This is a genomic window from Cystobacter fuscus (genome assembly GCF_044360685.1).
Lineage (GTDB): Bacteria > Myxococcota > Myxococcia > Myxococcales > Myxococcaceae > Cystobacter > Cystobacter fuscus_C.
The window spans coordinates 157,527-181,968 of sequence record NZ_CP043491.1 but is presented as its reverse complement, the minus strand read 5'-3'; the positions used below and the strand labels follow the sequence as shown (position 1 = coordinate 181,968).

22 protein-coding genes are annotated in these 24,442 nt (G+C 70.4%); 12 read left to right on the top strand and 10 right to left on the bottom strand.

Annotated elements, in window-relative coordinates; all coding sequences use genetic code 11:
- Positions 1 to 7: 7 nt before the first annotated feature.
- The 3 genes from F0U63_RS00755 to F0U63_RS00745 all read right to left on the bottom strand — a co-directional run bounded on the left by F0U63_RS00755 (position 8) and on the right by F0U63_RS00745 (position 3,067).
- Positions 8 to 568, bottom strand: a complete 561-nt coding sequence (locus F0U63_RS00755; RefSeq protein WP_395842665.1) for a DUF2378 family protein — start codon at positions 566 to 568, stop codon at positions 8 to 10.
- A 209-nt stretch (positions 569 to 777) separates the two neighbouring features.
- A complete protein-coding gene (locus tag F0U63_RS00750) occupies positions 778 to 1,608 on the bottom strand; it encodes a sterol desaturase family protein (RefSeq protein ID WP_395842663.1) in 831 nt (276 codons plus the stop codon).
- Between the two features lie 202 nt (positions 1,609 to 1,810).
- Positions 1,811 to 3,067 (bottom strand): phosphatidylserine/phosphatidylglycerophosphate/cardiolipin synthase family protein, encoded by a 1,257-nt coding sequence (locus F0U63_RS00745; protein ID WP_395842661.1) that lies wholly within the window; start codon positions 3,065 to 3,067, stop codon positions 1,811 to 1,813.
- Between the two features lie 214 nt (positions 3,068 to 3,281).
- Between F0U63_RS00745 and F0U63_RS00740 the strand changes: the two genes are divergently transcribed.
- Together F0U63_RS00740 and F0U63_RS00735 are read left to right on the top strand one after the other, a co-directional pair.
- On the top strand, positions 3,282 to 4,010 hold the full coding sequence (locus tag F0U63_RS00740) for a hypothetical protein (RefSeq protein WP_395842660.1): 729 nt from the start codon (positions 3,282 to 3,284) through the stop codon (positions 4,008 to 4,010).
- 43 nt (positions 4,011 to 4,053) lie between these two features.
- Positions 4,054 to 4,509, top strand: a complete 456-nt coding sequence (locus F0U63_RS00735) for an FKBP-type peptidyl-prolyl cis-trans isomerase (RefSeq protein ID WP_395842658.1) — start codon at positions 4,054 to 4,056, stop codon at positions 4,507 to 4,509.
- A gap of 15 nt (positions 4,510 to 4,524) precedes the next feature.
- Here the strand turns inward: F0U63_RS00735 and F0U63_RS00730 are convergent, their stop codons facing one another.
- Positions 4,525 to 5,118 carry a DUF2378 family protein gene (locus F0U63_RS00730; protein ID WP_395842657.1) on the bottom strand — a complete coding sequence of 198 codons (594 nt, stop codon included), beginning with the start codon at positions 5,116 to 5,118 and terminating at the stop codon, positions 4,525 to 4,527.
- Positions 5,119 to 5,271: 153 nt separating this feature from the next.
- Positions 5,272 to 6,603 (bottom strand): DUF763 domain-containing protein, encoded by a 1,332-nt coding sequence (locus tag F0U63_RS00725; RefSeq protein ID WP_395842655.1) that lies wholly within the window; start codon positions 6,601 to 6,603, stop codon positions 5,272 to 5,274.
- Between the two features lie 159 nt (positions 6,604 to 6,762).
- Here F0U63_RS00725 and F0U63_RS00720 point away from each other — a divergent pair, with 159 nt between their 5' ends.
- A complete protein-coding gene (locus F0U63_RS00720; protein WP_395842653.1) occupies positions 6,763 to 7,767 on the top strand; it encodes a glycosyltransferase family 4 protein in 1,005 nt (334 codons plus the stop codon).
- 7 nt (positions 7,768 to 7,774) lie between these two features.
- On the opposite strand, the gene F0U63_RS00715 is transcribed toward F0U63_RS00720, so the two are convergent.
- Positions 7,775 to 9,502 carry an ATP-binding protein gene (locus F0U63_RS00715; protein WP_395842651.1) on the bottom strand — a complete coding sequence of 576 codons (1,728 nt, stop codon included), beginning with the start codon at positions 9,500 to 9,502 and terminating at the stop codon, positions 7,775 to 7,777.
- Positions 9,503 to 9,596: 94 nt separating this feature from the next.
- On the bottom strand, positions 9,597 to 10,250 hold the full coding sequence (locus tag F0U63_RS00710; protein ID WP_395842649.1) for a hypothetical protein: 654 nt from the start codon (positions 10,248 to 10,250) through the stop codon (positions 9,597 to 9,599).
- A 146-nt stretch (positions 10,251 to 10,396) separates the two neighbouring features.
- Here F0U63_RS00710 and F0U63_RS00705 point away from each other — a divergent pair, with 146 nt between their 5' ends.
- Positions 10,397 to 11,251 (top strand): hypothetical protein, encoded by an 855-nt coding sequence (locus F0U63_RS00705; protein WP_395842648.1) that lies wholly within the window; start codon positions 10,397 to 10,399, stop codon positions 11,249 to 11,251.
- 106 nt (positions 11,252 to 11,357) lie between these two features.
- Positions 11,358 to 13,103, top strand: a complete 1,746-nt coding sequence (locus F0U63_RS00700; protein WP_395842646.1) for an aminotransferase class V-fold PLP-dependent enzyme — start codon at positions 11,358 to 11,360, stop codon at positions 13,101 to 13,103.
- Positions 13,104 to 13,110: 7 nt separating this feature from the next.
- On the opposite strand, the gene F0U63_RS00695 is transcribed toward F0U63_RS00700, so the two are convergent.
- From F0U63_RS00695 to F0U63_RS00685, 3 genes are all read right to left on the bottom strand, one after another.
- Positions 13,111 to 13,695 carry a head protein gene (locus tag F0U63_RS00695; RefSeq protein WP_395842644.1) on the bottom strand — a complete coding sequence of 195 codons (585 nt, stop codon included), beginning with the start codon at positions 13,693 to 13,695 and terminating at the stop codon, positions 13,111 to 13,113.
- A 169-nt stretch (positions 13,696 to 13,864) separates the two neighbouring features.
- Entirely contained in the window at positions 13,865 to 15,502 is a 1,638-nt protein-coding gene (locus F0U63_RS00690) for a long-chain fatty acid--CoA ligase (protein ID WP_395842642.1), read from the bottom strand.
- A 116-nt stretch (positions 15,503 to 15,618) separates the two neighbouring features.
- The gene (locus tag F0U63_RS00685; RefSeq protein ID WP_395842640.1) at positions 15,619 to 16,593 is read right to left on the bottom strand and encodes an NADPH:quinone oxidoreductase family protein; all 975 of its coding nucleotides are present in this window, start codon (positions 16,591 to 16,593) and stop codon (positions 15,619 to 15,621) included.
- Between the two features lie 585 nt (positions 16,594 to 17,178).
- Between F0U63_RS00685 and epsZ the strand changes: the two genes are divergently transcribed.
- The 7 genes from epsZ to F0U63_RS00650 all read left to right on the top strand — a co-directional run bounded on the left by epsZ (position 17,179) and on the right by F0U63_RS00650 (position 24,437).
- Positions 17,179 to 18,648 carry an exopolysaccharide biosynthesis polyisoprenyl-phosphate hexose-1-phosphate transferase EpsZ gene (gene epsZ / locus F0U63_RS00680; protein ID WP_395842638.1) on the top strand — a complete coding sequence of 490 codons (1,470 nt, stop codon included), beginning with the start codon at positions 17,179 to 17,181 and terminating at the stop codon, positions 18,646 to 18,648.
- A 221-nt stretch (positions 18,649 to 18,869) separates the two neighbouring features.
- Positions 18,870 to 20,441 (top strand): flippase, encoded by a 1,572-nt coding sequence (locus tag F0U63_RS00675; protein WP_395842636.1) that lies wholly within the window; start codon positions 18,870 to 18,872, stop codon positions 20,439 to 20,441.
- Entirely contained in the window at positions 20,438 to 21,079 is a 642-nt protein-coding gene (gene epsY / locus F0U63_RS00670; RefSeq protein WP_395842634.1) for an exopolysaccharide export protein EpsY, read from the top strand. Before F0U63_RS00675 ends, epsY begins: the two co-directional genes overlap by 4 nt.
- A gap of 4 nt (positions 21,080 to 21,083) precedes the next feature.
- Positions 21,084 to 22,328 carry a hypothetical protein gene (locus tag F0U63_RS00665; RefSeq protein ID WP_395842632.1) on the top strand — a complete coding sequence of 415 codons (1,245 nt, stop codon included), beginning with the start codon at positions 21,084 to 21,086 and terminating at the stop codon, positions 22,326 to 22,328.
- A gap of 12 nt (positions 22,329 to 22,340) precedes the next feature.
- Positions 22,341 to 22,514 (top strand): hypothetical protein, encoded by a 174-nt coding sequence (locus tag F0U63_RS00660; protein WP_187345343.1) that lies wholly within the window; start codon positions 22,341 to 22,343, stop codon positions 22,512 to 22,514.
- A 19-nt stretch (positions 22,515 to 22,533) separates the two neighbouring features.
- Positions 22,534 to 22,932 carry a response regulator gene (locus tag F0U63_RS00655; protein ID WP_395842630.1) on the top strand — a complete coding sequence of 133 codons (399 nt, stop codon included), beginning with the start codon at positions 22,534 to 22,536 and terminating at the stop codon, positions 22,930 to 22,932.
- Positions 22,933 to 22,937: 5 nt separating this feature from the next.
- Complete coding sequence (locus F0U63_RS00650; protein WP_395842629.1) at positions 22,938 to 24,437, top strand: chain-length determining protein; 1,500 nt, start codon at positions 22,938 to 22,940, stop codon at positions 24,435 to 24,437.
- Positions 24,438 to 24,442: the final 5 nt, after the last annotated feature.

Sequence of the window (24,442 nt, the reverse complement as noted above, 5' to 3'; positions counted from 1 at the left end):
GTGGACATCACCTCGTCTCGGGGGCCTCCCACTCCACGAGGAAGCGCGCACCCGGGCCCTCGGAGGACAGGAAGCGGGCGCGCACGTCGCGGCCACCGGCGAGCGCGACGAGGGCCTCGAGCAGGCCCTGGTGGTAGGCCGGCTGCTCCATCACCTCGTTGATCCACACCTCGCACGAGGTGGGGCCGAGCTCCTCGACGCGAGACTCCACGTAGTTGTCCGCGTTGCGCAGGGTGGGATTGAGCCGGCGCAGGAAGCGCAGCGGCCCGAGCAGCGTGGCCACGTTCACCATGGCGTTGCCCACGAGCGTGTGTACCAGGCCGTGGATGACTTCCTGGCCAAGCCGGCGCCAGGACGCCTCGGGCGGCTGGCCCGGGAACAGATCCGCGGCGGCGATGCGCAGGGCGTGCACCCATGTCTCACTGGAGTAGGCGGGCAGCAGCGGCCTGGACAGGTCGATGCCCACCTGGTTCAGCGCCTCGAGCGCCGGGGCCGACAACCGGCTCCCCAACGCGCTCCGGAAGAGTCCCTGCACCGTGTGCTCGAACACCCACCGCTCCCGTGCCACCGGGAGACTCCCCCCGTCCCACGTCCTCTCGAGCCCCTGCATACCCCCACACTCCCCTCAGCTGGATTCCCAGGGAAGCTAGGAACCCTCTTCCGGGGCTCCAGGGCAGCACCCCACCGGGGGACGAGGGGCTGATGACTGGTCAACAGGGAGCAGCACCCCGCGTCCAGGCCCACGTTCACTCGCGGATGGCGAGGGGCCGCGCGGGCTCAGGGCTCCGGCTGGGGTTGGGGCTGAGGCTGGGGCTTGGGCTCCGGCGAGGCGCCATGCTGGTGGGCCCGGCGGTACTCCTCATAGCCCTTGGAGTAGGTGCCACCGAAGAGCTTGTCCAGGTAGGCGAAGAAGCCGGCGTAGTTGCCGAAGAACCGCCGGTGATGGAAGTCGTGGTAGGCCGCGCCCTTGTAGAAGGGCACGAGCAGCCCCGGGTTCCACGGCACGTCGTAGCCGCAGTGGCCATCGGCCGCCTCGAACTGCCGGAAGATGATCCACGCCCACAGCGTCACCACGTGCGCGCCCACGAGCGAGGGCCCGATGAGCACCAGCGTCGAGGTCGCCACGAACTCGACGGCGTGCATGTAATTGCCGGTGAGCGCGAAGGGGATGGTGATGCGGTGGTGTACCGAGTGGACGTGCTTGTACAGCCACGGGGTGTGGAGCGTCCGGTGCATCCAGTAATAGAGGAAGTCGTCCAGGACGATGAAGAAGGCGATCTGCGCCACCATCACGTACCAGGGGGGCAGCGCCCCCATGTGGATGCCCGACAGGTGGCGCATGAGGGGCCAGGCGAGCACCAGCCCGAGGAACGACAGCAGGCTGTTGATGGCCAGGCGGCCCAGCGAGGGCCAGAACCAGTGCTTGATGGGGAAGTCGCGCCCCTGCACCCGGTAGCGTCGCAGGGACTCGGGGTCCTTGTAGGCCACCCACGTCCAGGGCAGCGCGAAGGCGAGGAAAGCACCCACACTCAAGAGCGTCGAACAGACGCCAACGAGGAAGAAGCGCTCGTCTTGGTACATCGCCAAGAAGCTCTTGAGAAAACCCATGGCGCCTTCCATGTCCGCCCTCCCGCGGTGAAGCGTGTATGGAAGGCGTGAATCCACCGCCCCGCCATCTCGCCCCCCGGTTAATTGACCCAGCTTAACCGGGGAATCGGCGGCGAGCGAGCCGGTGACGAGCACGCCCATCCGATGACACGCGGAGCCACGAAGCCCCTGGTTGCCCGGTTGCTGGGCGGCTTCCCGGGAGTCAGAGGTATTCGCCGAAGAGGATCGTCACCCGCTCGGACAAGCGTTTGAAGAGGCCACGGCGGCGCCAGGAATCCCAGCGGACCTCGACGGAATGCTTCAAGTCCTCCTCGAACGCCTGGGCGAGCTGCCCGGCCATCCGCGCGTCATCCACCACCAGTGAGCCCTCCTCGGCGCTCAGCGCGAGCGGATCCAGGTTCGTCGAGCCCACCATGGACAGCTCGTCGTCCACGAGCAGTGTCTTGGAATGCATCATCGACACCTGGTACTCGAAGATGCGCACCCCGTGCTCGAGCAGCCGGTCATAGATGGCGAGCTGCCCCGCGAGCACCGGGCCCACGTCGTGGTGGCGGCCTCCGGGGGTGAGCACCCGCACGTCCACCCCCGCCTTCACCTTGGCGATGAGCATGTCCTGCATGGGGCCGGTGGGGATGAAGTAGGAGTTGGAGATCCACAGCCGCCGCTTCGCCGAGGCGATGGCGAGCAGCGTCATGCGCTCGGCGTTGGTGAGCACGGGAGCACCGGTGTGGGTGACGAAGCCCGCGCGCGCCTGCCCGGCGGAGGGGATGGAGTCGGGAAAGGCCTCGGCGGGCAGCATGCCGCCACCGGCCTCCTGCCAGTTCTGCGCGAAGGCCAGCTGCATGCCGCGCACCGCGGGGCCCTTCACCCAGAGGCTCGCGTCGCGCCACTGCTCGGGCTCGAGCCCCTCGCCGAGCCACGCCTTCCAGATGCCCCAGCCGCCCGTGACGCCGCTCTCTCCGTCGAAGACGGCCACCTTGCGGTGCAGCCGCGACTGGAAGCGCTTGAGGTCCAACGCCGACAGGGTGCCCTGCAGGGGCCGGAAGATGCGCACCTCGCACCCGGCCGCCACCAGGTGCGGCCCCACGGTGTTCTCGAAGCGCATGCTGCCCAGGGGATCCACCAGGATGCGGCACGCCACCCCGGGCCGGCGCTCGCGCAGCGCCTGGATGATGCGATCCGACGGGTCTCCCGCGCGCCAGATGTAGACGAGGATGTGGATGCTCGAGCGCGCCGCGCGGATCTCCCGCTCGAGCACGTCGAACACGTGGCCGTTGTTGACGAGCTCCACCTCATTGCCGGGCTCCAGCTCCACGCCCACCGTCTGGTACCACGCCAGGGAGCGGCCCTCGGGGGTGACGGGGATGTCGTCGCGGATGCGCAGCGCGTGCCGGTGATTGGGCAGCGGACAGCCCGCGAGAAGTACGGCGAGGACGAGCAGCGGCCAACAGGTTTTCACCCGCGAAAGCTAGTCACGGCCCTGGGCCCTGGACCCCGGGACCCCCCGGTGCGTCCACCCGGCGACACATGGGCCCCCGCTTTGTCCGCTGACGGGCGCCGCGCCGCGGGCTCCGGGTGGACGGTGCGCCCACCCGGTCCCATCCCTGCCCCAGGGCCGGAAAGAACATTCACCCAGCGCCTTCACAAAGCATTCACGCCCTCGTCCAGACACCATGAGCCGCCCTGTCTTCACACCTCTCGCCTCGCTGCTCCTGCTGCTGTGCCCGCTCGTCTCGCCGGCGGCGCAGGAGCCCACCCCCGGCACCGGGGACGAGCCCACGCGGCTGGCGCTGATGCCGGAGGGCGGGGACGCCCCGCTGAACATCGAGCCGCCACTGCCCGCCCAGCGGCCCCTCGGGCGCAGGCCGGTGAACGCCTCGCCGCAGATGGCCCTGGATGCCCCGGTGCCCGCGGGCGCCTGGGCGGTGTACGGCGCCTTCACGCTGGTGCCGCTCGGGGGTCTCTATGGAGCGAGCCGGCTGGACGGCGAGCGCCTCTGGGTGACAGCGGCCCAGACGGCGGCGGGCAGCGCGGTGGGGGCACTGCCCGGCTCGCTGCTCTTCCTCCAGCCCCCGGAGGCCGGCGGCCGGTGGGCGGAAGCGGACGTGGCGGCGTTCGGCGCGGGGCTGGTGCTCACCCCTCCCCTGGCGGCCCTGGGTACCTGGGGCGTGGGCGAGCTCGCCGGTGGGGGCGGTCAGGGCCAGGCCTTCCTCGGCGCCCTGGGCGGCGCGGCCGTGGGCATGCTGCTCGGCGTGGCCCTCCATGGCGTGATGGAGGAGGTGGTGGGCAACCGCGACGCGCTCGAGTCCTTCCGAAAGGCCATCGCGCTGGGCTTCATCGGCTCGGGCTCCACCGTGGGCTACCAATGGGCCGCGGGTGGCTCGCGCGCCCGGCGCCGCTGATAGGGTGCGCCCGCTTCTGCTCCACACAGGAAGGTCCCCGTCCATGACGCGTCCGTCCCCCCTGCTCTCCCTCTGTCTCCTGCTCTCCGTGGCCGCGTGCGATACGGGCTCGGGAGACCCCACCAAGGTCACCTACGCACCCGCGCTGGGCGTGGACCTGACCGCCATGAACCGCAGCGAGTCCGGCCTCTACACGCAGGATCAGGAGGTGGGCACCGGCCTCGAGGCCACCAACGGCCGCCGCCTGGAGGTGAACTACTCCGGCTGGCTGCCCGACGGCACGCTCTTCGACACCAGCCAGGATCGCGCCCCCTTCGTCTTCATCCTCGGCCAGGGCCGGGTCATCCGGGGGTGGGACGAGGGCCTGGTAGGCATGAAGGTGGGCGGCAAGCGCCGGCTCGTCATCCCTTCCGACCTGGGCTATGGCGAGCAGGGCAACTACGCCATCCCGCCCAACTCCGTGCTCATCTTCGACGTGGAGCTGCTCTCGGCGCGCTGAGCACTCCCGCCCGACTCAAGCGGGAGGGCCGCCCACGTGGGCCCGGGCGGCGGCCCCCTTCTGCGCCCACGAGGCCCGGAACGTCACGCCCCGGGCGTCGGTGTGAAGGATGCCCACCCGGGGCAGCTCGGCGCCGCCCATGCGCATGCCCGCCATCACCAGGCCCGCGGTGAAGTGGCGCAGCACCTCATCGGTCTCGTTGAACCACAGGTCCATCTCCGTCTCGGAGACGTCGGTGAACTGGACCTCGGTGTAGTTGTTGCCCGAGCGGAAGCTGCGCTTGGCACGCTGCAACATGCGCCGGGGCCCGAGCAGCCGCAGCGAGGCGAACATCGCGCGGCCGATCATCGTCTCCTGATAGCCGTCGATCATCCGCTCGCCCAGCTTGTGCCACGCCACCGACGGCAGCTCGTTCGGGAAGGCCACCGGAGCGCTGAGCGCGACGCACTGGCTCCACGTCTTGATGGGGTAGGCGGGCAACAGAGGCTTGTCCAGGTCCACCCCCGCCGCGCGCAGCTTCTCCTTGAGCGACGCGGGCACACCCTGGGGAAAGGCACGGGAGAACAGTCCCTGAACGGTGTGGTTGAAGACGAAGGAGGTATCCGACATGAGACATCGCTATATCGCGCCCACCTAAGTGGTGGGAAGTCGCTCTTGTCTGCTTGAACGGGGAGCACCCGGCTCCCGTCCACACGGCGGACGGACGGGGCAGCCCATGCTCCAAGCCCGGGTGCGCACCTCCCCCGACATGCCTTGAGCCCCCTAGCCCGAGTGGGGAGAAGGCTCACCAGCGCCCTCCTCCGACAGGCCCGGCAGCTCCAACTGGCTCCGGGGTGGACTCCGGGAGGCCCGCGCCCGGCGGGCGCCGGAGGAGCGCGAGAAGCGGCGGGGCGGCGCATCGGTGGGCAGCAGCTCTCCGGCATCCGCCCACCCCGCCTGGACGAGCTCGTCGAAGGAGGGGCCGGTGGCCACGGCCTCGAGGCGGCGCGCCTGCCGGTCCAGCTCGCGGATGGCCTGGAGCCGCTCGTCATTGCCGAGCCGGGCCGCGTCCACCGCCGCGCGCATCACCCGCAGCGTCTCGTCATAGATGTCCAGCCGCACCGGGAAGGGGTGCCGATCCTTTCCTCCCTGGGCGAGCGAGAAGCGCGCGGGATCCGTGAAGCGCGAGGGCGTGCCGTGGAGGACTTCCGCGACGCTGGCGAGCGCCGCCACCGTGCGGGGGCCCACGCCGGGGGTGAGCAGCAGCTCGGCGAAGTCGCGAGGGCCCTGCTCGGCCGCGGCGGCGAGCGTGCCATGCAGCCGGCGCAGGAGCACATCCTCGTGCGTCACCTCCTCGTGGGCGGGCAGTTGCAGGTGGGGCAGCACCGGCGTCACGGGCCGGGGCGCGGGCTGGGGGAGTTGCCGCCGCAAGGCCCCCGTCACCACGTCCGGCCCCTGGGACACCAGCTCCACCAGCGCGGCGCGCGTGCGCGAGGCGCGCTTGTCCGTGAGGTTGACGATGACGCCCTGGGACGGCCCGTCGATGGCGGCATGGGGCTCTTCCACGAAGCTGGACAGGCCCTCGGACAGCCAGTGGTAGCGCCGGGCCTGCCGCGCCTCCGGGTTCATCCCCTGCTGCACCACCGCCCACGCGTTGTCGTCCGCGAGGATGAGGCTGTGGGAGTACAGCTCGAAGCCATCCTGCACCGCGGCGCTGTCCACGCGGGCGGTGAGGCGGCTGGCGCGCAGGAGCGTGGGGGCGTCGATGCCCACCCGGTCGCCGATGAAGCTCAGCTCGTCGGGCACGCGGCGCGCCTGCACGCCCTTGCCCCCCACGACATACAGCCCGAGCTGGCGCCCGCCCGGGGTGAGCCCCCGCTTGAGCGCGCCGAGCACCGTGGTGGTGACGCCCGAGGAGTGCCAGTCCATGCCCATGACGGCCCCGAGCGACTGGAACCAGAAGGGGTGCGCGAGCCGGCGCAGCACCTCGTGACGGCCATAGTGCAGCACGAGCGCCTCCACGAGCACGCGGCTCATGCGCGCCATGCGCTCGGCGAGCCAGTCCGGCACCCGGCCCGAGTGCAGCGGAAGATCCGCGCTACCGGTGCGAGCCATGGCGGACTCCAAGACAGACATCCAAGAGAACTTCAAAAGTCACATACTCAAGTCAACCTCGTGCCTCGGGTGCTTGTTCTCCGGGGGCCGCGACCCGCCCCTGGGCCGGCCGCTCCCCGGACAGCCCCGCGGACGCCTGTGTTAGAAATGACGGCCGCCATGCCACTCGTCGTGCACCCCCACTTCCACCGGCGCCGCACCGGCGTGACGGCCCATACCGAAGTCGTCGTGTCGGAGCTCGCGCGTGCCTCGGAGACGCGGGCGCTGGGCCGGCACCTGGCGGCGCACGTGCCGCGCATCGCCTGGGGCGAGCTGTGGCGGCGCCTCCGCCAGGAGCCCATCGTCTGGCACGCGCACCGCAACAACGAGATGCTCGTCGGCCTGCTGTTGCGGCTGCTGGGACGCCAGGTGCGGCTCGTCTATACGCGCCATGGCGGCAACAAGCCGGGGCGCCTCACGCGGCTCCTGGCCCGCCGGGCCGAGCGCCTCATCACCCTCAATGCCCAGGGCGCCGAGTGGATGGGCATGCCCTCGGCGCTCATCGGCCACGGGGTGGATCTCGCGCGCTTCGTGCCCCCGGTGGACCGTGACGCCGCCTGGAAGGCACTGGGGCTGGGTGGCCGTCACGGCGTGGGCGTCGTGGGGCGCATCCGTCCCGCCAAGGGACAGGGCGACTTCGTGGAGGCGGTGCGCCCCCTGCTCTCCGAGTTCCCCGAGTGGCGGGCCGTGCTGGTGGGCCAGGCGCGGGGCCGCAAGGATCGGGCGTGGGCGAACGGGTTGCGCGCGTCCACCGCGGACGGCCTGGTGCTGGCGGGCGAGCACGCGGACGTGGTGCCCTGGTACCAGGGGATGGACATCATCGTGCAGCCCTCGCACGCCGAGTCCTTCGGCATGGTGCTGCTGGAGGCCATGGCCAGCGGGTGCTGTCTGGTGGCGACGCGGCTGCCCCACGTGCCCGGCATCGTCGAGCACGGGCGCACGGGTTTTCTCTTCGACCCCGGGGACGTGACGACGCTGCGCGAGCACCTGCGCCTGCTGCTGCGCGAGCCCGAGCGCGCCCGGGCCGTGGGCCGCGCCGCCGCCGAGGAGGCCCGCGCGCGCTTCGGCGTGGCGAACGAGGCCCAGGCGCTCTGGCGCGTGTACCAGGAAGCCCTGGGGCACTGAGCAGCGCTCAGGCCGCGGGCGTCGAGGCGCTCGCCTGGGAGTCCGCGGCCACGGGCAGCGTGACGAAGAAGCACGTGCCGCGTCCGGGCTCGCTCTCCACGCGGATCTCCCCGCCCAGCGAGGTGATGATGCGGTGGCACACCGACAACCCCAGCCCCGTGCCCACGCCCACCGGCTTGGTGGTGAAGAAGGGATCGAAGATGCGCCGCAGGTGCTCGGGGGGAATGCCGGCCCCCGTGTCGCGCACCTCCACGGTGACCTGGCCGGGCCCGGACACGCGCGCCACCACGCGAATCTCGTTCTCCTTCACCCGCCCCGGCTCGATGGCGTGCGCCGCGTTGATGAGCAGGTTGAGGAACACCTGGCCCAGGCGCGCGGCGTTGGCGTGCACCGGGGGCACGCCCTCGCACTCCTCCACCAGGAGCGCCCGGTCGCGCGTCTCGTGCCGCGCCATCTTCACCGCGCTGCGCACCACCTCCGCCACGCTCACCGGGCCGAGCGCCACCTCGTCCGGCCGCGCGAGCGTCCTCAAGTCCTGCACGATGAGGCGCACCCGCTCGGCGCCCTCGTTCGCCTCGGCGAGCGCGGAGACCAACTCCTGGCGCAGCTCCTCGCTCGGCGCGCCGCTCAGCCCGGTCAGCTCCTGGTGCGCGAAGCGCAGGTTGCTGAGGATGAAGGCGAGCGGGTTGTTGATTTCATGGCCCACGCCCGCGGCGAGCCGGCCCACGGAGGCGAGCCGATCGGCGGCCAGGAGCTGCTCCTGGGTGGATTGCAGCTCCTGGAGGCTCTCGCGCAGGCGGGTGTTGGCCTCGGCGAGCTCGGAGGTGCGCGCGCTCACGGTGTCCTCCAGCAGGGCCTGGTAGCGCAGGGCCTCGCGCTCGGAGGACTCGGCCTCGGCGCGGATCATCCGCTGCTTCTCCTCCACGGACTCGCGCAGCTCGCGCGCCATGCGGCCGATGGCGTGCGAGAGCATGCCCAGCTCGTCCGGGGCCACGGCGGAGGTGGCGGCGTCGATGTCGAAGTCCCCCTGGCCGATGCGCCGCGCCACGGCGGTGAGCTCGCGCAGCGAGCGGCGCAAGGGGGCGAGGATGGCGGCGGTGACGAGCCCCATGAGCAGCAGGCCGAAGCTGGGCACGAACACCGCCACCCACCGGGCCTGCCACACGTTGTCGTCCAGCAGCCGCTCGAGTGACGCCGCCTCGGCGCGCTCCTTGTCCTGGGCCGCCACGATGCGCCGGCCCACCGTCTGCTCGAACTCCGAGTACAGCAGCCACTCCACCTGGGGCGCCACGGGCACGGTGGCGGGCAGCTCGCGCACGCGCCGCTCCGCCAGGGCCGCCCAGGTGAGCAGCAGGTAGCGGATCTCCTGCTGCGCCTGCTGCTCCTGCCGCTCCTCCGCCACCTCCGACCAGTCCATGCCGGCCAGCACGCGCCCCTTGAGCTCCAGCGTCTGTCCTTCCAGGAGCCGCGCCGATGCCGCCTCCACCAGGTCGTTCATCTCCCGGAGCACCAGCCCGGTGTCCTCCCGGGTCTGCCGCGCCTGGGCGAGCTGGTTGAGAAAGGGCCAGGCGAATGAATGCAGCCGCTCGAGGCTGTCGATCTGCTTCTGGATGGAAACCAATTGCTGCCGCAGCCGCTGGCCCCGGTTCGCCCCGGAGTAGAGAAGCAGGGCCATGAGGCACACCAGCGTGACCGCCACCCCCGCGACCAGCAGGATCCTGGCGCGAATCGTCATGGCCACACCTCGGAGAGCCCCCGCACGTCCCCCATGCTCTCACGGAGCACCACCGGCAGGCGAGGGGGGGGCTCCCCACGCACCCCGGGCGAACTCACGGACGGGCGGCGCCGACCACCCGCTGCTGCAGGCGCGCATAGAGCTCCAGCACCAGCCGCAACTCCTCCGCGGTGCGCTGCTCGATGGCGCCATGGTCACCGCGCTCGTAGCTCTCCCACACGCCCTTGCTCGAGCCCTTGCGCTCGCGCAGCCCCAGGCGCCCGGCCATCTCCCGCGTCGTCTTCGGATAGAGCACGGGCTCCTCGGGAAACAGGAAGCTCGCCTCGTGGGCGAGGTCGATGGGCCGCGCCTTGAAGAACAGCTCGAACCAGTCGGCCGCGCGGGCGGTGTCGTGCAGGAGCGAGCGGCAGTAGAGGGCGGGCAGGTCGAACTTGGTGATGCCCGCGCCGCAGACGACCAGGTCCACCGCGGGCTTGCCCAGGATGCGCGCTTTCTCCGCGCGCTGCCGCTCCCACTCCTCCTCGAAGCGCCGCTGGATGGCGCCGAGCAGCGCCGCCTCGGAGCCGAAGTGCCACAACCACAACCCATCGATGCGCGGCGCCTCGGGGATGGGGTCCACGAAACGCTTGCTGTAGAAAGCACCCCCCAGCAGCACATGGCCCGGCCGCGCGGGGTTCACGATGAGCGAGCCACGGCTCGCGGTGCGGTCGTCCGGAGGGGCATAGGCCTCCAGGTCGAAGAACAACATTCGGGTCACCTCACCGCGGAGCATCGCATGTGCCTCCCCGCGAACGTTGCCCGCGGCGCGGTGTTCATGAGTGGGACATCGCGTCATCCGGAGGCCACAAGGGGCACCGGGGGCGTGGTGAGATGCGCGGGCTCGGAGGTCCGCCCATGCCGTCGTCCAGACCCACGTGGTGCGCCGCGCTCGCGGCGGGATGCTTCTTCACCGCTCCGCTCGCCGAGGCGCGCTTCGGCCAGTCGGGCGCCTCCACCCCGGAGGACGCCCGCGCCTCGGAGTCCCCGAGCCCGCGCACCCATGCCGCCTCGCCCGTGAGCACGCAGCCGGAGCGCCCGGCACCCGCGCCCCGGGCCGAGCCCCCGGCGATCCGTCCCCGGCGGGGGCTGCTCGTCCCGAGGGCCGGGTGGGTTCCCAGAGCCACCTTCGCCGCCGCCTACCGGAGGCACCGCGACTACCCGGCGCGTCAGGAGCAGTTCGAGGAGGAGGGCTCGGCGCGGCTGGTGCGCCTGGGTGTGGAGGCCCAGTCGGCCCGGCAGGGCAGTGGGCTGGGCTTCCACTTCGGGCTGGAGGAGGAGCGCTGGGGCATCGCCACGCGGCTGGGGGGGCTGTCGTTGAAGGCGGAGGACGACGCGGGAGGGAGGGACCGGCTGTACCAGGCGGACGCCCACGTGACGTACGCCGCGGCCGTGAGCGAGCGGGGCCGGCTGCGAATCGAGACGGGCGTGGCGGCGGTGCGCGCGCCGGACGCCACCTTCGTGGGGCCGAGCCTGGCGCTGTCCTTCGAGCGCTGCCTGCTGGGCGCCCTGGATCTGGAGGGGCGCATCCAATGGGTGCCCCTGCCGCACCTGCAGGTGGACGGACAGATAGGACTCGCGCTGCACCTGGGCGCACTCACCGTGCGGGGGGGCTGGCGAGGGCTGTACCTGGATGATCGCGGGCTGGTGGACCGCGTCGTCCACACGGAGGGACTCGGCGGCCCGTTCGGTGGCGTGGGCTTGAGCTTCTGAGCCGACGGCCTCGCGCCGTGCCGCCCTCGTGGTATCAGGACCCGGCCCCGACGCCCTCTTCCGCGGGGAGTGGACCATCCTCGAGGGCCCTCAATGGGAGACACCGATGACACAGCCCTGGACGCTCGAGGATCTCGTCAAGGACGCGCTCGGCCGCGTGCCGGAGATCGCCGCCGAGGAACTGCACCACGGCACGTCCCGCCAGGAGACGGTCCTGCTGGACGTGCGCGAGGCGGAGGAGACGGCGGGGGGAGCGCTGGAGGGCGCGGTGCACCTGCCGCGGGGCCTGCTGGAGCTGCGGGTGGGGGAGCACGTGGCGCGGCGTGACACGCCGGTGGTCGTCTACTGTGGCGGGGGCAACCGCTCGGCGCTGGCGGCGGACGTGCTCCTGAAGATGGGCTACACGCGGGTGCGCAGCCTGGCGGGAGGCATCGAGCGCTGGCGGCAACTGGGCCTGCCCATCTCCGGGGGCCCCGGGGTGCGACCCCCGCCGGGCAGGAAGCTCGGCTGGGACGAGGTGCGGCGCGAGTTCGCCATCGTGGCGCGCTGCGTACCGGTGCTCGGCGAGGGGGAGCGGGCGTTGGTGTACATGGATCACGCGGCGAGCACCCACGCGCCCGCGTCGGTGCTCGGGGCGTACACCGAGTTCGTGGCGCGCGAGTACGCCAACATCCACCGGGGCACGCACCACCTGTCGCGCAAGGCGACCGAGCGCTTCGAGGAGTGCTACGGCATCATCGCGCGCCACGTGGGCGCCGAGTTGAACCGGGGCACCATCTGCTTCACGGGGAACACCACGCAGGCCATCGACCTGTGCGCGCACGTGATGGCGGAGCGACCGGGCCAGGTCATCACCACGGAGATGGAGCACCACTCCAACGAGCTGCCGCACCGCCGGCGGGGCCCCACGCTGCGCGCCCGGGTGACGGACGAGGGGGAGTTGGACCTGGGGCACCTGGAGGAGCTGCTGCGGGGCAACCGGGTGAAGCTGGTGGCGGTGACGGCGGGCTCCAACGTCACCGGGGTGATGCCGGACCTGCGCCGGGTGGCGCGACTGGCGCACGAGCACGGCGCGCTGGTGCTGGTGGACGCGGCGCAGGCGCTCGCGCGCATGCCCATCGACGTGCGTGACCTGGACCACCCCGAGCACATCGACTTCCTGGCGGGAGCGGGGCACAAGGCCTATGCGCCATTTGGGGCGGGCTTCCTGTATGGACCGCGCGCGCTGATGAGCGAGGTGCCGCCATACATTCCGGGAGGGGGCACGGCCGCGCGGGTGACGGCGAATGGCGTCGAGTACCTTCCCGCGCCGGACCGGCACCATGGAGGAACGCCCAACATCGCGGGGGTGGTGGGCATGGCGAGGGCGCTCGCCTTCCTGCAAGCCATTGGGATGGAGGAGGTGCGGGAGCACGAGGTGCGGCTGATGGAGCGCATGATGAGGGGGCTGCGGGAGCTGGACGGCGTCACGCTGTACGGGCCGCCGGATGCGCACAAGCGCCTGGGGGTGGCGACCTTCAACGTGGACGGGGTGTCGGACCTGCTGGCGGCGGCGGTGCTGTCCGAGGAGGGAGCGATCGCGGTGCGCAATGGACGCTTCTGCTCGCACCTGTACATGGACAAGCTGCTCGCGGCGCGGGCGAAGGCGGCGGGAGGGGAGGTGCCCACGGGGGCGGTGCGCGCGAGCGTGGGCCTGTACAACGACGAGAGCGACGTGGACCGGCTCTTGGAGTACGTGCGGAAGGTGAGGGACCGGCAGTGGCGCGGGCGCTACCAGGTGAAGGGAGACGTGGTGAGCGCCGAGTTCGCTGGCCGGTGCGCGGACAAGTGGATGGAGGCCACGAAGGACTGAGGCTCCCTCAAGGCGCTGGGGGAGAGATCCTCTTGAGCATGTCGACGACGGAGAAGGGGAAGAGGGCCCGGTGCTGGATGTTGCGGTAGTAGACCGCGAGGTAGTGCTCGCCACCAATCTGGATGACGGACTGGAGAGGGGGCACGGTCTGGGCCTTGAACCAGTCCCACGCCTCTTCCCTGGTAGCGAAGTGCGCCACGGCCGGAGGGAGCCCCTCACGCGTCATCTCCGCGATGTGGTAGGCGAGCGTGGCAGATGGCGGGAGGTACCGCTTCTGGCGATCGGCCGAGGACATGACGATGTGGTACTCGTTCGCGATCAGCACATGGGCCATATCGGGCGGAATGGGACGCGCCTTCAACCAGGCCTGAGCTTCCTCCAAGGTGTCGAACGCGGCGATGATCCGGGCAGGAGCATTCGCGCCCTCGTCCTCGTAGTACTCCTCGAACTCGTAGAGCTGCCCGTTGCGCCAGATGAACCAGAGCGCCTCGATGGCCGTGAGGAGCAACTCCTTGTCCTCGGGAGACTGGGCGTTTTCATGAGACAACCCGAGCAACTCCTGCACCCGCAGGATGCGTTTTTGGATGGTCATTGGATGGCCACCAGAGCGCGCGGATCGACCCCGAGGCCCGCGTCGGACAGGAGCACCGCGGGCACGAGGACGAGCAATCCAAGACGAGGAGTGTGCTCCATGCCGAGCACCCTACCCTAGCCGTACCCTCCCGGACACTACTTCCGGAGGAAGCGCGTGTGTCGCCCGATCAACTCCCTCCCCGTGACGCCTTGAGCAGGTAGTCGCCCAGGTCCTCGCGCAGCTTCGTCTTGAGGAACTTGCCGGTGGAGGTGCGGGGAATCTGCGGCAGGAAGACGTAGTCCTCCGGCAGCCACCATTTGGCGAAGTGCGGCTCCAGGTGCGCGATGAGCTGCTCCTTCGTGGCCGACTGGCCGGGCTTGAGCACCACCGCGGCCAGTGGCCGCTCGTCCCACTTGGGGTGGCGCGCGGCGAACACGGCCGCCTCGAGCACCGCCGGGTGCGCCATGAGGGCGTTCTCCAGCGCCACCGAGCTGATCCACTCGCCGCCCGACTTGATGACGTCCTTGGAGCGATCCGTGATGCGCACGTAGCCCTCGGCGTCGATCGTCACGACATCGCCCGTCTTGAACCACCCATCCGCGGTGAACCGGTCCGCGCCCTCGTCGCCGTAATACGAGGAGGCCACCCACGGGCCGCGCGCCTCCAGCTCGCCCATGGTGGTGCCATCCCAGGGCAGCACCTGCCCCGAATCACTCACATGGCGCAGCTCCACGAAGGGCACCGCGTAGCCCTGGGTGGCGAGCAGGGCGAGCCGCTCGGCCTGGGGACGGTGCTCGTGCTGGCGGCGCGGCCGGGCGAGCGTTCCCACGGGATTGAGCTCCGTCATGCCCCAGGCATGCGTGACGACGAGGCCATGGCGGTGGAGGAAGCCCTCGATCATCGCCGGGGGCGCCGCCGCGCCGCCAATCAACATCGCGCGGATGGAGCGCAGGTCCCAGCGCTTGGGCTCCTGATCCAACAGCGCGAGGATGCCCAGCCAGATGGTGGGCACACCCGCGGCGAGCGTGACGCGCTCCTGGGCCATGAGGTCCAACAGGGAGGGGGGATCCAGGTGCGGCCCGGGGAAGACGAGCTTCGCGCCCGTGAAGAAGGAGCTGAAGGGCAGGCCCCAGGCGGCGGCGTGGAACATGGGCACCACGGGCAGCATCGTGTCCGCCTCGCCCACGCCGATGGTGTCGCTCATGCACTCGGCGAGCGAGTGCAGCACGATGGAGCGGTGCGAGTAGAGCACGCCCTTGGGGTGGCCGGTGGTGCCCGAGGTGTAGCAGAGCATCGCCGCGGAGCGCTCCTCGAGCGGGGGGAAGGCGAAGGAGTCCGGCTCGGCCGCGAGCAGCGCCTCGTAGTCGAGCCGGCCCTCGGGCACGGGGCCGTCGTCCGGGATGACGAGGACGTGCTGGATGCTCGGCGCGGTGGCGATGAACTTCTCGAGCAGCGGCAGGAGCGAGCGGTCCACGACGAGCACGCGATCCTCGGCGTGCCGGGCGATATAGCCGAGGTCGTTGGGGTGCAGGCGCAGGTTGAGGGTGTGGAGGACCGCGCCCATGGAGGGGACGGCGAAGTAGAGCTCCAGGTGCTGCTGGTGGTTCCAGCACAGCGAGGCCACCCGGTCCCCCGGCTTCACGCCCAGCCGGGTGAGGGCATGGGCGAGCCGGGCCGCGCGCCGGCAGAAGTCGGCGTAGGTGGAGCGCTGGAGCGACTTGTCGGGCCGCCGGCTGACGATCTCCGAGGAGCCGAAGTAGGTCCGGGCCCGCTCGAGGAAGTGGGTCAGCGTGAGCGGGAAGTCCATCATGCGTCCGGTGAGCATCGGTGCACCTCGCGGCGGAAGGAGGGCCCTCATGCTACCGGGCCCCCGAGCCCCGGAGTACCCACGGGAAGGTGCCCCGGGGGATGACGCACGAAGTCACACGGGCGCGGAGGGCCTCACGCCTCGCGCAGGCGCAGCACCACCTTGCCCGTGGCCTTGCGCGCTTCCAGCTCCCGCAGGCCCTGGGCCGCCTGCTCCAGGGGGAGCACCCGGCCCACCACGGGCTCCACGAAGCCCTTCTCCGCGAGCACCGCCAACGCCTTCGCGATGTCCGCCGAGATGCCGGGCTCCTGCACGAGGAAGCCGCCCCAGGCCACGCCCACCACGTCCACGTTCTTGAGCAGCAGCCGGTTCACCTTCACCTCGGGGATGCGCCCGCCCGCGAAGCCCACCACCAGGAGCCGGCCCTCGGGCGCCAGGCACTTGAGGCTCAGGTCGAACATGTCCCCGCCCACCGGGTCCACCACCACGTCCACGCCCCGTCCCCCCGTCGCCTCCTTCACCTGGGCCACCCAGTCCTGGGTGGAGAGGAAGGCCCGGTCCGCGCCCGCGCTGCGCGCCACTTCCGCCTTCTCCTCGCTGCTCACCACCGCGAGCACCCGCGCGCCCGCGCCCCGCGCCACCTGGAGGCTCGCCGTGCCCACCCCGCCCGCCGCGCCGAGTACCAGCACCGTCTCGCCCTCCTCGAGCCGGCCCCGGCGGTGCAGCGCGAAGTGCGCCGTGTGGTAGTTCATCACCGTCCCCGCCGCCGCCTCGAAGCTCCACCCCTCGGGAATCGGAAACGTCAGCGAGGGGGCCGCCGCCGCCACGTCCGCCCAGCCCCCCAGCATCGTGAAGGCCATCACCCGCTCTCCCACCTTCACCGGCGCCCCCGGCGGAGCGCTGCGCACCACCCCCGCCACCTCCACGCCGGGCACGAAGGGCAGCGCGGGCTTCATCTGGTATTGGCCTCGCGACAGCAGCAGATCCGGAAAGCTCACCCCCGCCGCCACCACGTCGATGAGCACCTGATCTCCCGCCTCGGGCTCGGGCAGCTCCACCAGCTTCAATCCCTCGGGACCGTCCAACCGCTCGAGCTGCAACGCGCGCATGGTGTTTCTCCCCGGCCCGTCACCGCGAGGACCGCGTGGGTGTGGGCCGGCGAGGCTACACGATTCCAATCGCTGACAAGGAACCTCGGAAATGCCAGCGATTCCCGGCGGCACCTCCCACCCGACCACCTCCCCTGACGGATGACCACTTCCTCCGCGTGTGCATGCACATGTGCGTGCGCATGCGCGGGCCTCTCCCCTGGAGAAGCTTGGAACCCATCACATCCCTTCCGTCAAGACCACCCCAGAGGCTCTTTCCGGGTGGGTGGGGTCCGCGCGAGTGCTCGGCTGCCCCAGTGCCGACTTCAGTGGGAGCGGATGAGTTCAGATAGGGTTGACGAGTTTCTGTCCAACCTCTTACCCTGTCGGCAGAAGAAATCTTGGAGCCCGCCGTATCTGAACAGAGAGGGCCCTCCCCGCTTCTGGCGGACGGTGCGATCCTCTATCATCAGGCCGCCTCGATCCCAATTCATGACAGGCTCAGCAATGCGACCCGCCTCACCAGTCGGAGCCCCTTCCAGCGAGCCACGCACGACCGACGCGCCCGCGGGAGCGGACGCTCGTTCCAATGTGGTGGCTTCCGCGGTGGATCCGTTCGCGCCCGGGGCGGGCAGCACGCCCAACCCGCCGGTGCCGCTGTCGGTGGTGCCCCCGCTTCCGGCCACCACGCCCCCCTCGAGCATCGCCCCCGGCTTCACCGCCAAGCTGAACATGGTGACGGACGTGGTGCTCGTGGTGATGGCGCTGCTCACCGCCACGACGCTCATGGGGCATGATCTGCGTCTGGAGCGCACGGACGTGTGGGTGCTGCTCGGCGCGGGCGTCATCTCCTGGCTGGTGGTGGGCACGGGGCTGTGCCTGTACGACGCGCGCTTCGCGGAGCGCGAGCGGCTGGATGATCTCGCGCTCATCTCCATCCAGGTGCTGACCGTCACGGTGGTGCTCTTCCTCACCCGGCTGCTGATGGGCACCGAGTCGTGGATCGTCGCGCTCAGCCTCTTTCCGCCGCTCTTGTGGCCCTCGGTGGCGGTGCTGCGCCTGTTGGTCTTCCGGCGGCTGGCGGTGCGCGAGGAGCCGTTGGACGAGGTGCTCATCCTGGGCGTGGGCGCCATGGGCCGGCTCACCGGGGAGGATCTCCGCCACAAGCACCGCCGCAAGGTGGTCGGCTACCTGAAGTTCAGCGGCGAGGCGGCGGTGGAGACCCCGGCGGCCGTGCTGGGCACGACGAAGGACCTGGAGAGCGTGCTGTGCACGGTGCCGGTGAACGAGGTCTACATCTCCGGCAACATGGTGAAGCACCACACGGAGATGCAGGCGGCGGTGAAGGTGTGTGAGAAGTTCGGCATCCCGTTCGCGCTGCCGGCCTACCAGATGCGCTTCGACCGGGCGCGGCCGGTGGATGACAACGCCATCTCCGACGGCTACCTGCACTTCGTCACCCACGCCTTCCAGCCGCACCAGATGGCGCTCAAGCGGCTGTTCGACATCGTCAGCTCCGCGGCGGCGCTGCTGGTGCTCTCGCCGCTGCTCATCACGGTGGCTCTGGCGGTGAAGCTCACCAGCCGCGGTCCCGTCTTCTTCAAGCAGGAGCGCGTGGGGCTGCACGGCAGGACCTTCGGGATGCTCAAGTTCCGCTCCATGGTGGTCAACGCCGAGGAGCTCAAGGCCAAGCTCGAGGCGCTCAACGAGCAGACGGGCCCCGTCTTCAAGATGAAGAACGACCCGCGCATCACCCGGGTGGGCCGCTTCATCCGCAAGTACTCCATCGACGAGCTGCCGCAGCTCATCAACGTGCTGCGCGGCGAGATGAGCGTGGTGGGACCGCGTCCGCCCATCCCCAAGGAAGTGGCCAAGTACGCCGCCTGGCAGCGCCGCCGTCTGTCGGTGCGCCCGGGCCTCACCTGCATCTGGCAGGTGTCCGGCCGCAACCAGATCTCCTTCGAGAACTGGATGTACCTGGACATGCAGTACATCGACCACTGGAGCCTCAAGAACGACATCAACCTCATCCTCAAGACGGTGCCGGTGGTCCTCACCGGCAGCGGCGCGAGCTAGCGTCCGCCGGGCCGCGAGGAGAGCGTCAGCACGCGCTCCCCCGGCCCGGAAAGAGGGCGCGCTCCCGAGGGAGATGGAGCGGGTGAGGCCGTCCGCCCGCCCCGGATGAAGCGAGCCCGGGCCCGCCCGCCGGCCCTACAGACCTGTAGCCGTTAGTTTGACGAGGGGGCACTGCTGTCGTTCACTGCACGGACTTTCTCATCGAGGAATCCGTCATCGACATGCCTCCCGCGAGCACGGCGCCCACCGGGGCCGGGCCCGTCCCTCCCCAGGTAGATGCCCATACCTCCCTGCGCAACGCCCTGAAGCTGGGCGGGTCGCTGCTGGTGACGTATGGCATCGCGCTGGTGATGCGCATGGTGTTGCCGCGCTACCTGGGGCCCGAGGGTTTTGGCCGCTACAACTGGGCGGACGGCTTCTCCGGGGCGTTCTTCGTGCTCAGCGCGTTGGGGCTGGACGTCTACATCCGCAAGGAGGTGTCCGTCCGGCCCGAGCACGCCAGTGAGTTCTTCGGCGGCACGCTGCTGTTGCAGGTGGGGCTCGCGCTGGGGCTGACGGGGGCCATGTGGTGGGTGATGCGCGCCAGCGGCGAGCCGCCCGAGGTGCAGCACCTGGCCCTGCTGCTCGGCGGCTACCAGTTCTTCTTCCGGCTCAACGCCATCCTCGCCGCGGTGCTGCACGCGCGCGAGCGGGTGGACGGGCTGTCGGTGGCGCACATCGCCATGAAGTGCATCTGGGGCGGCGGGCTGGTGCTGGTGCTGCTGCTGGGGCTGCCCCTGCCCTGGCTCGCCGCGCCCTTCATCGGCGCGGAAGTCTTCAAGGCCGTCTACCTCTTCCAGCTCACGCGCGCGCACGCCGGGCTGAAGCTGCGGCTGGACGTGCGCTCCACCACGGCGGCGCTGCTGGCCGCCCTGCCCTTCTTCCTCAACGACGCGGCGCTGGCCACCAATGGCCGCGTGGACGTGAGCCTGCTGGGCCTCGTGGCCAACAAGACGGAGGTGGGCTACTACGGCGCCGTCTGGGGCATCGCCGGCATGACGATGCTGCTCTCGCCCATCCTCGGCTGGGTGCTCCTGCCGATGATGTCGCGCGCGGCGGCGAGCTCTCCCGAGGAGTCCACCCGCATCCTGCGCCGGGGCCTGGAGGGCATCGTCGTGGTGTCCGTGCCGGTGACGCTGGCGCTCGCGCTGGGCGCGGAGACGTGGGTGCGGTTGATGATCGGCGAGGCCTACCTGCCGGCCGCGCCGGTGCTGCGGCTGCTCGCGCCCATCTTCGTGCTCACCTACGTGGCCACGGTGTGTGGCAGCTGGCTCATGGCCGCGGGCCGCACCTGGACGGTCACGCGAACGTCCATCCTCGCCGCGCTGATGAATCCCGCCCTCAACCTGCTGCTCATCCCCCTGTTGCTCGCGCGGCTCGGACCCACGGGCGGCGCGAGCGCCACCGCCGTGTCGCTCGCCATCTGCGAGGTCATCGTCACGCTCATCCTCGTGGGGGCCATCGGCTCGCGGGCCTTCGACGCCCGGGGGCTCGCCGTGCTGGGCAAGACGCTCGGGGTGTGCGCCGCCGTCACCGCCGTCCATCTGCTGCTGGGCCGCGCGGGGCTGGACGCGCGCGACCTCGGGCGCGGGCTCGCCCGGCTGGTGGTGGATGGCACCGTCTACCTGTCCCTCGTCCTCGTCACCGGCGCGGTGCGCCGGGACGAGGTGCTCGCGCTGGTGCGCCGGGTGAAGGATCGCCGTAAGTCCGCCGCCACCGCGCAGTCCCCCCTCCCGGAGGAGCGCGTCGCATGAAGACCCTTCCGCCCCCCATGAGTCCCACCCGTTCCCGTGTTCCGCGTCTGGCCGCCCTGGCCGCGCTGCTGTTCGTCTCGGCCTGCTACCACCCCGGCCGCTTCGTCTGGGTGGATGACTACCGCGAGCCCCCGCCGTCGCGGCAGGACGACAGCTACCTCATCCGCAATGGGGACTTGCTCGACGTCAACGTGTGGAACCAGGATCGCATCTCCAGCCGGCCGCGCGTGCGCGACGACGGCCGCATCAGCCTGCCGCTCATCAACGACGTGGATGCCGCGGGGCAGACGCCCGCGGCGCTCGCGCGCTCGGTGGAGCAGAAGCTCAAGGAGCTGGTGGCCAACCCCGTCGTCACCGTCATGGTGCAGGAGGCGCAGCTCATCCGCGTGTCCGTGCTGGGCGAGGTGCGCAACGCGGGCCAGAAGCGGCTCGAGTGGGGCGCGGGGCTCCTGCAGGCCATCTCCGAGGCCGGCGGCTTCACCGACTACGCGCGCGAGGACGCCATCTACGTGCTGCGCCGCGAGCCCGGCTACCAGGATCCGGTGCGCATCCGCTTCACCTGGGAGAACCTCAGCCGCAACGAGGGCAGTGCCGCCACCTTCCGCCTGAAGACGGGCGACGTGGTGGTGGTGGAGTAGACGCATGGCGCTGCCCGCCCTGGCGCTCGGCTGGCTGTTGGTGGCCTCTGTTCCGGCCGTCAAATACAAGACGCAGGTGAGTCTCAACTCCGTCGTCCGCACGCCGCTGCTCACCGAGGAGTCCGAGACCGAGGTAGTGACGGACCTGTTGCTCGCCCCGCGCCTGGACAGCGAGCTGTACACCAACCGGCTGGACGTGAAGTTCGTCGTCGAGCCGCAGTTCTTCCTGCGCCAGGTGCCTCTGCGCACCACCTTCGAGTTCCTGCTGTCGACCTACGCGTGGGTGGAATACAAGCTGCGCCGCGACTTCTCGCTGGTGGCCGTCCACACCACCACCTTTGGCACCTTTCCGCTCAGCGACTTCCGGGGCGCCGGGGGCAGCGACCTGCCGGTCGGCCGCGGCGAGTCCCAGGGGTTCCTGCTCAGCAGCTCCTACGTCTACACGGAGACCCTGGCGGGCTTTCAGGGCTCGTTCGGCGTCAAGCGCCTGATGGTGGCGGGCACGCTCGGGTGGATCGTCAACGGATTGTTGGATTACCCGGTGCATCCGCCCAAGCGCGGTGACGCCGCCTACCCCCAGCAGCGCCTGCCCCAGCTGCGCCTGGAGGCCAACTACGGCGCCACCCGCCGCGACTACCTCACCCTGCTGGTGTTCGGCCAGGACGTGTCCTTTTCCACCGCCAACCGGGACGCCGTGCTCCAGGTGGCGCCGGGAATCAAACACTCCTTCACCCCCCTGGTGGATGTGAGTGTCGCGCCGGGCATCGCACTGGGCCGGGTGTACCCACGCCGGCGGGAGCTGGAGCCGTACAATGTGACCATGCCCACCCTGGAGACCACCCTCGATGCCCCGGTGCCCCTGGGCCACCACTGGCCCGTGGCGGCCCGGCTGCGCGCCCGGTACCTGCCGTACATGGATCCGCTCAGTACCCAGCTCATGCCGAGGGCCGAGCTGGGGTTGGATCTCAAATGGGAGGGCCGGCGGGAGGCCAAGGTGACCGGGGGGGTCCGCTATGCCCATCCGCTTACTTCCGGACTGCACCGCGAAGATCAGGAAGTGCGGGCGGAGATGGAGGCGCTGCTGCCCCTGCCGCTCTCCCGCTACCTCTTCATGCAAGCGAAGGGACAATTCAGCTGGCGACACCACGCCGTCCTCTCATTCGAGCCCCGCGAAGGGACGTTCAGTCCAGTAGTCCAATGGTTCACGAGCGTTGGATTGGTCGTGCGCTACGACCGTGGTAGGCTTTGAGACCATCAGGCCATGAAGAAGTTCCTGCTGATGTCCGTGTTGTACGCACTGCTCGTGCTCCCGGGTCTGGCGGCGCGAGAGCCCAACGCGGCGCGCGGCGTAAAACGCGCGGTGGCGATGTTCGTGGCGTACAACTTCTTCTACATCTTCGTCGTCCTGGTCGTCTGGATGTCGATGGAAGGCTGAAAAGGCCAGAGAGACGCGTATGGAGCAGCAGCAAGGAGCAGTTCTCGTCGTCGAGGACTCACCCATGTTCCGCCGGATGGTGAGCGATCTGCTCCAGTCGATGGGCTTCTCACGGGTGCTGGAAGCCGGCAGCGGACAGGCCGCCCTGGAGTTCCTCGCCGAGCACCGCCCGATGCTGGTGTGCCTGGACCTGACGCTGCCGGATATCTCGGGTTACGAGGTGTGCGAGTTCATCCGCTCCACGCCCGTCCTCCAGGACATCCCGGTGTTGATGATCTCCGCGCGCACGCAAACGATGGACAGGGCCCAGGCGGAGGAAGCGGGGGTGAGCGGCTACCTCATCAAGCCCTTCACGCCCGAGGAATTCCGTCACCAGTTGGAGCGGGTGCTGGCGGCCCGTCCCCACAAGGAGGCATGAGCGACATGGCCTCGAATGAAGAAACCCCCGAGCAGGAGCGCGCCCAGTCCCAGCTGTTCGACTGGGAGGCGATGCACGACTACTACAGCTACGTGAAGAACGCCGTGCTGCGCCACAAGCTGCTGGCGCTGGGCACCTTCGTGGTGACGGCGGCGCTGGGGCTGGCGCTCGCCAAGTTCCTGCCGCGCACGTTCTACGCGGAGTCCATCCTGCTGACCAAGCGGACGGCCACCATCGCCGCGCTGGTCAACCCCGAGCGCATCGCCGCGCTGGAGCCCGAGGCGCCCAGCCCCGTGCGCCCTCCCGGGGAAATCGACTCGGTGACGCGCTCGACGGCGCGCGCGGTGATGAAGCGCGAGAACATCGTGTCGCTCATCAAGCGGGTGAACCTGCTGGACCGCTGGGAGGCCACGCGCGCCCCGCTCTTGCGCCTCAAGGACACGCTGGTGCACCTCATCTCCGGCCGTCCCACCGAGGACATCAAGCTGGACGCCATGGTGGGCATGCTGGAGAAGCAGCTGAGCGTGAACACGGACGATGGCCGGGTGAGCCTGTCCGTCACCTGGCCGGATCCCCAGCTCGCCTACGAGCTGGCCGACGCCGCGCAGCAGAACTTCCTCGAGTCGCGCCAGCGTGAGGACATGGCCGCCATCGACGAGGCGCTGGAGATCCTCCAGGGCTACGAGCAGACGGCGCTGGAGAACTACAAGGCCTCGGTGCTCGAGTTCGACAAGGTCTTCGCGCAGATCATGATCGAGCGCCGGCGCGCGGTGGGAGACCCGCGCGTGGGCGGCTTCAACACGAACGAGCGCATGGCGGAGATGCGCTTCCTCATCCGCGCCAAGCGGCGCGCCATCTCCGACGCCGAGGAGAAGCACAACCGGCGCCTGGAGGAGATGCGCGCGCAGATGAAGGCCAACAGCCGGCTGTACGGGGAGAACCACCCGTCCATCGTGGACCTGGAGCAGAGCGTGGCGGCGCTGGCGGCCAACGGCTCGCCGCAGGTGCACGTGTTGCAGAAAGAGGAAGACCAGCTGGCGCGCGAGTACTCGCGCATGGGAGGCGGCTCGGTGCCCTTCCCCGACGAGCCCATGCCGGACCCGTACGGCCTGGAGCGGGTGCTCATGGGCATCCTGCCGGGCATGCTGGAGAATCCCAAGGTGCGCACGGCGATGGACGACGTGCAGGCGCGCACCATCACGCTGCAGCAGGTGCGCAAGCGCATCGACGCGGCGAAGCTCGAGCGCGACATCGCCCGGGCCAACTTCAAGTACCGCTACAGCGTGCTCACCCCGGCCGAGTTCCCCCGCAGCCCCATCAAGCCCAACGCCAAGGTGATCGCCCTGGGGGGCATCCTGGCGGGGCTCTTGCTCGGCGTGTTCGCGGCGATCGCCCGCGACGTGCTCAGCGGCCGGCTGCTCCAGTCCTGGCAGGTCAAGCGTGGGCTGGGTCTGCCCGTGCTGGCGGAGATGGAGACCCTTCCCCTGGAGAGTCAGTCCCGCTAGCGCGG